Annotated in this window: 10 protein-coding genes; 8 read left to right on the forward strand and 2 right to left on the reverse strand. The window is 63.2% G+C overall.

Annotated elements, in window-relative coordinates:
* Positions 1-63 precede the first annotated feature (63 nt).
* The 7 genes from HY852_RS00525 to HY852_RS00555 all read left to right on the forward strand — a co-directional run bounded on the left by HY852_RS00525 (position 64) and on the right by HY852_RS00555 (position 7,199).
* Positions 64-1,002 (forward strand): carbohydrate ABC transporter permease, encoded by a 939-nt coding sequence (locus HY852_RS00525; RefSeq protein WP_291601617.1) that lies wholly within the window; start codon positions 64-66, stop codon positions 1,000-1,002.
* Positions 1,002-1,913 carry a carbohydrate ABC transporter permease gene (locus HY852_RS00530; RefSeq protein WP_291601620.1) on the forward strand — a complete coding sequence of 304 codons (912 nt, stop codon included), beginning with the start codon at positions 1,002-1,004 and terminating at the stop codon, positions 1,911-1,913. The genes HY852_RS00525 and HY852_RS00530 overlap by 1 nt, the downstream gene beginning before the upstream one ends.
* A 7-nt stretch (positions 1,914-1,920) precedes the next feature.
* Positions 1,921-3,021 carry an ABC transporter ATP-binding protein gene (locus HY852_RS00535; protein ID WP_291601622.1) on the forward strand — a complete coding sequence of 367 codons (1,101 nt, stop codon included), beginning with the start codon at positions 1,921-1,923 and terminating at the stop codon, positions 3,019-3,021.
* A gap of 33 nt (positions 3,022-3,054) precedes the next feature.
* Positions 3,055-4,044, forward strand: coding sequence for a hydroxyacid dehydrogenase (locus HY852_RS00540; protein WP_291601623.1), 990 nt, complete (start codon positions 3,055-3,057; stop codon positions 4,042-4,044).
* Between the two features lie 83 nt (positions 4,045-4,127).
* Positions 4,128-5,552: an amidase gene (locus tag HY852_RS00545; protein ID WP_291601625.1), complete on the forward strand. Its 1,425-nt coding sequence runs from the start codon at positions 4,128-4,130 to the stop codon at positions 5,550-5,552.
* 111 nt (positions 5,553-5,663) lie between these two features.
* A complete protein-coding gene (locus HY852_RS00550; protein WP_291601626.1) occupies positions 5,664-6,083 on the forward strand; it encodes a hypothetical protein in 420 nt (139 codons plus the stop codon).
* A gap of 276 nt (positions 6,084-6,359) precedes the next feature.
* Positions 6,360-7,199, forward strand: coding sequence for a DUF2147 domain-containing protein (locus HY852_RS00555; RefSeq protein WP_291601627.1), 840 nt, complete (start codon positions 6,360-6,362; stop codon positions 7,197-7,199).
* Between the two features lie 28 nt (positions 7,200-7,227).
* On the opposite strand, the gene HY852_RS00560 is transcribed toward HY852_RS00555, so the two are convergent.
* Positions 7,228-8,040, reverse strand: coding sequence for a methyltransferase domain-containing protein (locus HY852_RS00560; RefSeq protein WP_291601628.1), 813 nt, complete (start codon positions 8,038-8,040; stop codon positions 7,228-7,230).
* Positions 8,041-8,278: 238 nt separating this feature from the next.
* Between HY852_RS00560 and HY852_RS00565 the strand changes: the two genes are divergently transcribed.
* Positions 8,279-8,632 carry a hypothetical protein gene (locus HY852_RS00565; RefSeq protein ID WP_291601629.1) on the forward strand — a complete coding sequence of 118 codons (354 nt, stop codon included), beginning with the start codon at positions 8,279-8,281 and terminating at the stop codon, positions 8,630-8,632.
* A 68-nt stretch (positions 8,633-8,700) separates the two neighbouring features.
* On the opposite strand, the gene HY852_RS00570 is transcribed toward HY852_RS00565, so the two are convergent.
* The coding region (locus tag HY852_RS00570; protein WP_291601632.1) for an integrase core domain-containing protein at positions 8,701-8,838 on the reverse strand (138 nt) is incomplete at its 5' end.

Raw genomic sequence — 8,838 nt, forward strand, 5'->3', positions numbered from 1 at the left:
TTTCATGTCCACGAGATCGAGCAGTCGGCGACGCCGACTTCTCGACATCAGGGAAGGCGCATCATGGTCGACGTCGCATTTCCGCCAAACCGAGTTGCCGGTGCCGGAGGCACACGCAAGCGCTCCAGCTTGCGGACCGCGCTGAAGCGAAAATCGACTACCGCGTTCCTGATGACGCTGCCCTTGATCCTCCTGATCGTAATTCTGGTGATCTATCCGGCGTTCTTTTCGCTGCACCTGGCAACGCTGAACAAGTCGATGCAGCGATTTGTCGGCCTGGGCAATTTCGAATTCCTGTTCAAGCGTGACACTTTCTGGCTGGTGGTGAAGCAGTCGTGCATCTTCGCCCTCACGGCGGTCTTTTTCAAAGCGCTTATCGGGTTCATCGTGGCCCATTTCGTTCACAACATTCCGGCAAAGGGCCAGCGCAAATGGCGCGGCATGTTGCTGGTGCCCTGGGTGATCCCGCCTGCGATGAGCACCTTGGCCTGGCTGTGGCTGTTCGATCCTTCGTACAGCGCCTTCAACTACACGCTGTCGTTTTTCGGAGTCGGTCCAATCCCATGGACCGGCGACGCCGCGTGGGCGCGCTTCTCGGTCATTCTTGTCAACATCTGGGTCGGCGCGCCGTTCTTCATGATCATGTATCTGGCGGCGCTGAAATCGGTGCCGGACCAACTCTATGAGGCCGCCGCCATCGACGGCGCCAACTGGTGGCAACGCATCTGGTACGTGACGCTGCCGATGATGCGCAACATCATCGCGATTACGACGCTGTTCTCTCTGATCGTCACGTTTGCAAACTTCGATATCGTGCGCATTCTCACGGCCGGCGGGCCGCTGGACCACACGCACATCTTCGCAACATGGGCGTTTCGTGTCGGCATCGAAGGCAGCGATGTTCCATTGGGCGCCAGTGTCTCACTCTTCATGTTGCCGATCCTTGCCATCGCAGCGATCTTCATCCTGCGGGACATCAACAAGCGCGGGAACGAAGCCTGATGAGCACCGCAACGATCGACAAGGCCGCGCCGACCCGCAAGGTCAAGTACGGCAGCATGAGCCGCGACCGCACGTGGGCGCTGAGATGGTCGTATTTCTTTCTGGCGCTCTTCGCGATGTTTTCGTTGCTGCCGCCGCTCTACATGCTGATTACGTCGCTCAAGAGCAGCGCGGAGATTTCGGCCGCGACCAACCCATGGTGGGTATTTCATCCAACGCTCTCGAACTACATCGAGATTCTAACGTCGAACCAGTTCCTGCGGTTCTTCTGGAACTCGGCGATGGTCTCGATCTTCGTCGTGACAATCACCATGCTCATCAGCGTACCGGCAGCTTTTGCCCTGGCGCGGATGCGGTTCTGGGGTTCGGCGACGCTCGCAACCGGGGTTTTTCTGACCTACCTAATCCCCGAGACGCTGCTGTTCCTGCCGCTGTTCAAGATGTTTGCGGCATTCGGCGAGTTCACCGGAATTCCGCTGATCAACAGATGGTACGTGTTGCTGATCGTCTATCCGACGCTCACGGTGCCGTTTTGCACCTGGATCATGATCGGTTACTTCGCATCGATCCCGAAGGAACTCGATGAAGCCGCCGTCATCGACGGCGCGTCGTGGTTTCAGACGCTGACGCGCATCTTCATTCCCGTTGCCTTCCCCGGCATCATTGCAGCGACCATCTTTGCCTTCACGGTCTCATGGGCGCAGTTTCTCTATCCGCTGGTGTTCACGACGTCGATCGACCAGCTGGTGCTGCCGGTCGGCATCATCACGACGCTGATCAAGGGCGACGTGTTCAATTGGGGACAGATCATGACGGGCGCCCTGCTCGGCGCCGCGCCGCCGCTCATCATCTACGCTTTCCTGATGGACTATTACATTGCCGGCCTGACCGCCGGCGCGACGAAGGGTTGAAACTCCCATGGCTGACGTTTCGCTGCGCAAGGTTGTCAAACGGTACGATGAGGTCGAGGCGGTGCGTGGCATCGACCTCGACATCTCCGACCACGAGTTCATCGTGCTGGTCGGCCCGTCGGGCTGCGGCAAGTCCACCACGTTACGGATGATTGCCGGGCTCGAAGACATTACCGACGGCGATATCACGATCGACGGCGACGTCGTGAACGACGTTCCGCCCAAGGATCGCGACATCGCGATGGTGTTCCAGAACTACGCGCTCTATCCGCACATGACCGTCGCCGAGAACATGTCGTTCGGACTGCGGCTGAAGCATTATCCCAAGGCCGAGATCAAGGCGCGGGTGACCGAGGCGGCACGCCTTCTCGACATCACGGATCTGATCGACCGCAAGCCGAAGCAGCTCTCCGGCGGACAGCGCCAGCGCGTGGCGATGGGTCGCGCGATCGTACGCAACCCGAAGGTCTTTCTGTTCGACGAGCCACTGTCCAATCTGGATGCCAAGCTACGCGTGCAGATGCGCATCGAGATCAAGAAGGTGCACCAGAAGGTGCGGACCACGACCGTCTACGTCACCCACGACCAGGTCGAGGCGATGACTCTCGCCGACCGCGTGGTGGTGATGAACAACGGCCGGATCGAGCAGATCGGCACGCCGAACGAGCTCTACCATCGGCCGGCGACGCGCTTCGTTGCAGGGTTCATCGGTTCGCCCGCGATGAATTTCATGCCGTGCCGGCTCGAGGACGCCGGCGGCACCCTCACTATCCGCCTCACCGACCGCATCGCCTTCCCGCTGCCCGGGCCGCGCGCCGCCCGTTACACTGCATTGCCGCGGAGCGAGGGGCTGTTGCTTGGCATCCGGCCGGAGCACATCACCGAAAAGCGGCCGCATGCCGAGCCGGGTATCGAGAGTTTCGATGCTGTGCTCGATGTAACCGAGCCGATGGGCATGGAGACGCTCGTCTACTTTACGCTGGACGGCATCCAGGTGTGCGGCCGCGTCAATCCCGGTGCCGGAGCGAAGGACGGCGCGCCGATGCGATTGGCCATAGACCTCAACAACATGCACCTGCTAAACGAGGCGACAGGCGTCGTCCTTTGACGACGGACAAGAAGAAACGGGGCAGGCAGGGGAATGGCGACGAACAAGAAGAAGATTCTCGTCACTGAATCATTTTCAAAGGCAGGACGGACGCTTCTCGCGACGCGAGACGACATCGAGTTTGTCGAATTCCCCAACATGATCTCGGCCAAGGATTTCGAGGCGCTGTTGCGGCAGCATGCCCCGGTCCATGGCGTGGCGCTGGGCGCAACGCGCTTCGGGGAGCCCGAGTTAGAAGCCTCCGGCGACATGAAGGTCGTCACCCGCATCGGTGTCGGCTTTGATGCGGTCGATATTCCGGCGCTGAGCCGCCGCAAGGTGCCGTTAATGGTGGCCGGGACCGCCAACTCGCCGTCGGTGGCCGAGTGCGCCCTTTTCATGATGCTGTCGCTGGCCAAGCGGGCCGTGGAAATGCACGCCATGGTCAGGAATGGCACCTGGGCCGAGCGGCTCGGCAAGCTGCCGTTCGACCTTTACGGCAAGACGGTGCTGATCGTCGGTTTCGGCCGCATCGGCACACGAACGGCCAAGCGGTGCCTTGCCATGGAAATGAACGTGCTGGTCTATGATCCCTACAAGCCAGCGTCGGAAATCAATGCGGCGGGCTGCGAACGGGTAGCCGATCTCGATGCTGCCCTGCCGCGTGCCGATTTCGTCAGCATTCACTGTCCAAAGACGGCGGAAACGGTCGGCATGTTCAATGCGGCCCGGTTCAGGCGCATGAAGCCGACCGCCTGCCTGATCAATACCGCGCGCGGCGGCATCGTTGATGAAAGAGCGCTCTATGATGCGCTCGTCTCCGGCCGGCTCGCCGGGGCCGGCCTTGACGTCTTCGAATTTGAGCCGCCTCCGGCGGGACAGGCCCTCTTCGAACTTCCCAACGTGATCACGGCGCCGCACGTTGCAGGCGTCACGGTCGAGGCCGTCGACCGCATGAGCGAGCAGACGGCGCGCAATCTCCTGAGCGCGCTGGACGGGGCGCCGATCCGCCAGAACGTCATCAATCAGGACGTGCTAGGCTGAGTTGAATGCGCTTCCGCCGGAAGCGCACGCATGAGCGCCGGCGCTCAACGTCGGTGGAAATTCCACACAGGCATTCCAGCACCATGGGTTTCAAGGAATTCGGCAGCTATGACGCGGTCGCCCTCGCCGAACTTGTCCGCAAGAAAGAGGTCAGCGCGAAGGATCTGCTGGACGAGGCGATCGCCCGTACCGAGAAGGTCAATCCGCAGCTCAACGCGGTGGTGATCAAGCATTACGACTACGCCGAACGGCAGATCGCCAAGGGCTTGCCGGCAGGCCCGTTCACCGGCGTGCCCTTCCTGATCAAGGATCTCGAGCTTCTGGAAGGCACCTGCACGACCTTCGGCGCAAGCGCCTTCCGGACCGATATTGCCGATCATAGCGGCACCCAGGCCCAGCGCTTCGTCAACGCCGGCCTGACGATCTTCGGCAAGACCGCGAGCCCAGAATTCGGTCTGGTGCCGACAACGGAATCGCGGCTGTTCGGCCCCACGCACAATCCGTGGAATCTGGCGCATTCGTCCGGCGGCTCGTCGGGCGGCGCGGCCGCGGTGGTCGCTGCCCGCGTGCTGCCGGTTGCGCATGCGACCGACGGCGGCGGGTCGATCCGGATCCCCGCCTCTGCCTGCGGGGTGTTCGGCATGAAGCCGACGCGGGCGCGCAACCCGGTGGGGCCCGACCGCGGCCAGGGTTGGGCAGGCCTCACCTGCGGACATGTGGTAAGCATCAGCGTGCGGGACAGCGCAGCGATGATGGATGCGATCTGCGGCCCCGAGCTGTCGAGCCCGTATGTTGCACCGCCGCCGAAGCGGCCCTTCGCCGAGGAGGTCGGGCGCGATCCGGGACGCCTGCGCATCGCCTTTACCGACAGGTCGCCCTATGGCGACGCCATCGACCCGGAAGTCGCGGAGGCGGTTCGCGACGTGGCGCGGATGCTGGAAGGACTGGGCCACAAGGTCGAGGCGCGCGCCCCTGTGCTGCCCGCCGATCCGTCCATCGCGATGTCGACGATCGTCGCTAGCCATACCAGCCTGAACCTGCGCCTCGCCGAGCAGCGCTTCGGGCGTGCCCTGACGGGAGATGATTTCGAAGCCCTGACGCTCGCCAGCGCCTTTATCGCGAAGGCACTCACGGCAACGGACTATGTCGCCGCCGAGCTCGACGCGTTCCGGATTTCGCGGGCACTGTCGGAGTTTCTCGCGAGCTGCGACGTCTTTCTGTCGCCTACGTTGTGCCTTCAGCCTGTGCGGCTGGGCGAGATCAATACGATGTCGCAGGACCTGTCGCAGATCGGCCCGACGCTCCGCCGCTACATGCCGGGTACGGCGATGTTCAACATGTCCGGTCAACCGGCCATGTCGGTGCCCCTGGCCTGGAGCAAGGCCGGCCTTCCCCTCGGCATGATGTTCGCCGCACGCCTTGGCGATGAGGCGACCTTGTTTCGGCTGGCGGCGCAACTCGAGCAGGCCCGTCCTTGGAAAGACAAGAAGCCGCCGGTTTGTGCCTAGGAACCTGCGCCAAAGGGCCCAAACTCAGCCTTAATCAACAGCAAGGTAAGTAGTTGCGCCGCGCCGGCAGCGGGACTTTTGTGCCGGACGCGTGCCGCCGGAGGATGGACCTTGTCTGCTATCGACGCGACCAAAAACGCGCTGGCGACGATCGCCAGCATTCTCGAGCCCGGATCCCATCGCGAGCCGGAGCACCCGGTGACGGATCAGCAGCCGGCGGCGAACGAGCCACCGCTGGTGCCCGAGCCGGCCGATGCCGACGGCTACACCAAGTTCGGCCCCGGGCCGATGGCTGCGATCCGTTTCAAGTGGACGGTGCAACGCGGCGAAGACGGTGAGTACTATGTCCACGAGACCATCGGCGAGCATTCCGCGCCGGTCGTCAGCGGCCCCATGACCGGCGAGGCAGCGGTCCGATTTGTTGACGATCGCGAAAGCGAAGCGCGCCAGCGCTTCGAGGCGCTCAGAACCGAGATCGCCGGCCGTGCTGCGGTCGCCGAGCTGATGCGCAACGATAGGGGCGATGTCTAGCCGTCGCGCCTGTCCGATCGATCTTTCACATGCTCACACTCATTTGCGAGCGCAGCCCACGGCTCTTCAGGAGCGGTGGGTTTGTTTTTTCCGGAACAAATGTTCATGCCTAGAGCCTTCCTGCCCGTTTCCCTATTACCAACCTAGGCTATGCCGGCCGCGTTGAACCCAGACCCGCTGGCTCACGACTTATACCGTTGAAAGTGATCTGGATCACGTTGCGTAAAGGCCCCGAAGGATAAGTTCCCGTGGGGACCACCTGCTCAGGAGACAGAGATGAAGAAGTTGTTGGCGTTAGCCGCATTTCTTTTGGCGAGCACGGCTGCACAGGCGCAAATGACCTTCCAATACGGGGGCTATACCATCCACGTCGATCCGGACCGTGGCACGGTGCAAGTCCCCGGCGTCTACGACAATACCGGGCAAAAATCCAAGCGCGCGAAGACGGACCAGGACAGCCGGAAGGCTCAGGATCCGCAGCAGGCCAAGGTCAACCCGCAGCCTGTGGATCCGCCGCCCGCAGCAGCCCCGGCCACCGCTAACCCGGCGCCCGCGCCAGCGGCTGCTCCGGCCGCCCCGACAAGCACGGCCAAGCCAGCTCAAACGGGCGTGGCGCCTCCCCCACTCCCAGCGTTGCCTTCGACGCCTGCGCCAGCGCAACAGGAAGCAGCCCCCGCGGTAACGCCTCCGCCTGCGGCGCCTCCGCTCGCCGCCGCGGCTGCAGCGGTGCCACCGCCCGCTCCTGCCCAGGCGGCTCCTGCGCCCGTACAGCGGGCCGCTGCTCCGGCACCTGCCGCAGCCCCCGTTCGCGATCCCACTTCGCCGCTCGGCCTCTGGCTGACGGAAGAGAAGGAAGGCAAGGTGCGCATCGAGCAGTGCGGCACCAACCTGTGCGGCTATTCGGTCGATACCAAATCGAATCAGAACGGCGAGCAGGTCCTGATCAACATGAGGCCAGAGAAAGATCTCAAATGGGCCGGGCGGATTGTCGATCCCAGCACCGGCAGCACATACGATTCCACGATCTCGCTGAGCGGACCGGACAGGCTGCGCGTGCAGGGTTGCGCCTTTGGCGGCATGTTCTGCGGCGGCCAGACCTGGACGCGCGTCAATTGAGAACCCGGCCAGCGTCTAGACCGATGGTCTAGGCGATGGCCGTGATCACATGCGCCTGGATTTTGGCGGCAACTTCGCCGTCACCGTGGCGGCTGGCGATCTTTCTGGCGGCATGATCAGTTGCAGCTTCCAGAGTATGACCACCTCTCGTCTCGATCTCGTTCCGTAGCGGTGTGCCCTGGCAGTAGCCCAGCGCCGGATGGCGCGGCGATGGCGCACGGCTCTCGCCCGCTTTGGTCTCGATGCTTTCCACCGAAAGGCCGGCTTGCTCGAGCTCGCTGCGGATCAGCGCGACGTCGTGATAGCCGTGCGGGGTGCGTGCCAGAAAACGCGGCGGATCGCCCGGATACAATTCGGCCAACGCGTCGGTGACTTCCCCGGCGAGAACGTTTTCCTCGATCCGGTCCCAGACGTTGAACACGAATACGCCACGCGGCCTGAGCACTCGCCTGGCCTCGCCATACGCCTTGATCCGATCCGGGAAGAACATCGCTCCGAACTGGCAGCAGACCGCATCGAAGCTGCGATCCTCGAACGGCAGTGACTGGGCATCAGCCGGCTGCCAGGAAAACCGCATGTCGCCGGCCTGCCGGCTCCGCGCGTAGTCAAGCATCGGCTGATTCAGATCGGTCGCGACGCAAGCAACATCCCGCGGCAGCGCCGCCGCCATCGCCCTGGCTACGACGCCGCTGCCGGCTGCGGTTTCCAGCACTGCTCTTGGCGATCGCGCCGCCACGCGCTTCGCCATGTCCTCGGCATAGCCCTGAAAGATCAGCGGCACGAGATAGCGATCGTAGTTCGCCGGGATTGAGCCGGCGAAGACCTTGTCACCCTCCGACATCGTGTGGCCTCCCAAGCCGCTTCTGCGGGGAGGCGTATTTTACCTCTTGCGGGCCGTGGCTGGAAGGATCAGCGGGCTGCGATGGCGTGCCAGCGGGCAACTGCCTTTGGTGCCGGCCTCAACGGCTCGGACAGCGACCATTTGGTCCGGCGGCATTCGCGAAGCAGCGTGACGACCCTCACATCGCCCGGTCAATGGCCGTGACATGGTGGTCGCGGTCCAACCACAGGGGCGGGTCATGGGATACGTTCGCAAGGTGCTGATCGTCACCGTGTTTGCTTTTGCTCTGCCGCTCGCGCGTGCCGGCGCGTCCACGAGCTTCGACGGCGAGTGGAATGTTCGGATTGCATCCTCGAACGCTGCCTGCGGGAACGGATCGACTGTCTCGATCGGGATCAGCAATGGCCTGGTCGCGTCCAGCAACACCCAGCTCATCGCCTCGGGGCGGGTGGCGGATGCCGGCAATATCAGCGTCACCCTGAGCAGCGGCGTCAAGCGCGCCGTAGGCTTGGGCCGCCTCAGCGGCTCGTCCGGTTCGGGCACATGGCGCGGGACCATGTGCTCGGGAACCTGGACGGCGCAGCGGATGTAAGAGGTCCGTGGCTCGAACACTAGTGCAGCGTTTCGGAGCAGCGTTCAGCTGGGACCCAAAGGCCAGAGCTAGCTGTGGAGCCTCAGGAGGTTGTTCCCGGCCAGACCGAGTCTGCTGATCGGTGGCTTTGATCCGATACTGCCATGAGGGCGATGCCAGTTGTAGCGGTGAAGCCATCTTGGCAGCTCGGTGGCGCGTTGCTCGGA

The organism is Bradyrhizobium sp. (genome assembly GCF_016213215.1).
Taxonomy (GTDB): Bacteria; Pseudomonadota; Alphaproteobacteria; order Rhizobiales; family Xanthobacteraceae; genus Bradyrhizobium.

Bases quoted from the DNA above. Each gene is read 5' to 3' on its own strand.
- HY852_RS00525 (WP_291601617.1), top strand. From the start codon at position 64: ATGGTCGACGTCGCATTTCCGCCAAACCGAGTTGCCGGTGCCGGAGGC.
- HY852_RS00530 (WP_291601620.1), top strand. From the start codon at position 1,002: ATGAGCACCGCAACGATCGACAAGGCCGCGCCGACCCGCAAGGTCAAG.
- HY852_RS00535 (WP_291601622.1), top strand. From the start codon at position 1,921: ATGGCTGACGTTTCGCTGCGCAAGGTTGTCAAACGGTACGATGAGGTC.
- HY852_RS00540 (WP_291601623.1), top strand. From the start codon at position 3,055: ATGGCGACGAACAAGAAGAAGATTCTCGTCACTGAATCATTTTCAAAG.
- HY852_RS00545 (WP_291601625.1), top strand. From the start codon at position 4,128: ATGGGTTTCAAGGAATTCGGCAGCTATGACGCGGTCGCCCTCGCCGAA.
- HY852_RS00555 (WP_291601627.1), top strand. From the start codon at position 6,360: ATGAAGAAGTTGTTGGCGTTAGCCGCATTTCTTTTGGCGAGCACGGCT.
- HY852_RS00560 (WP_291601628.1), bottom strand. From the start codon at position 8,040: ATGTCGGAGGGTGACAAGGTCTTCGCCGGCTCAATCCCGGCGAACTAC.
- HY852_RS00565 (WP_291601629.1), top strand. From the start codon at position 8,279: ATGGGATACGTTCGCAAGGTGCTGATCGTCACCGTGTTTGCTTTTGCT.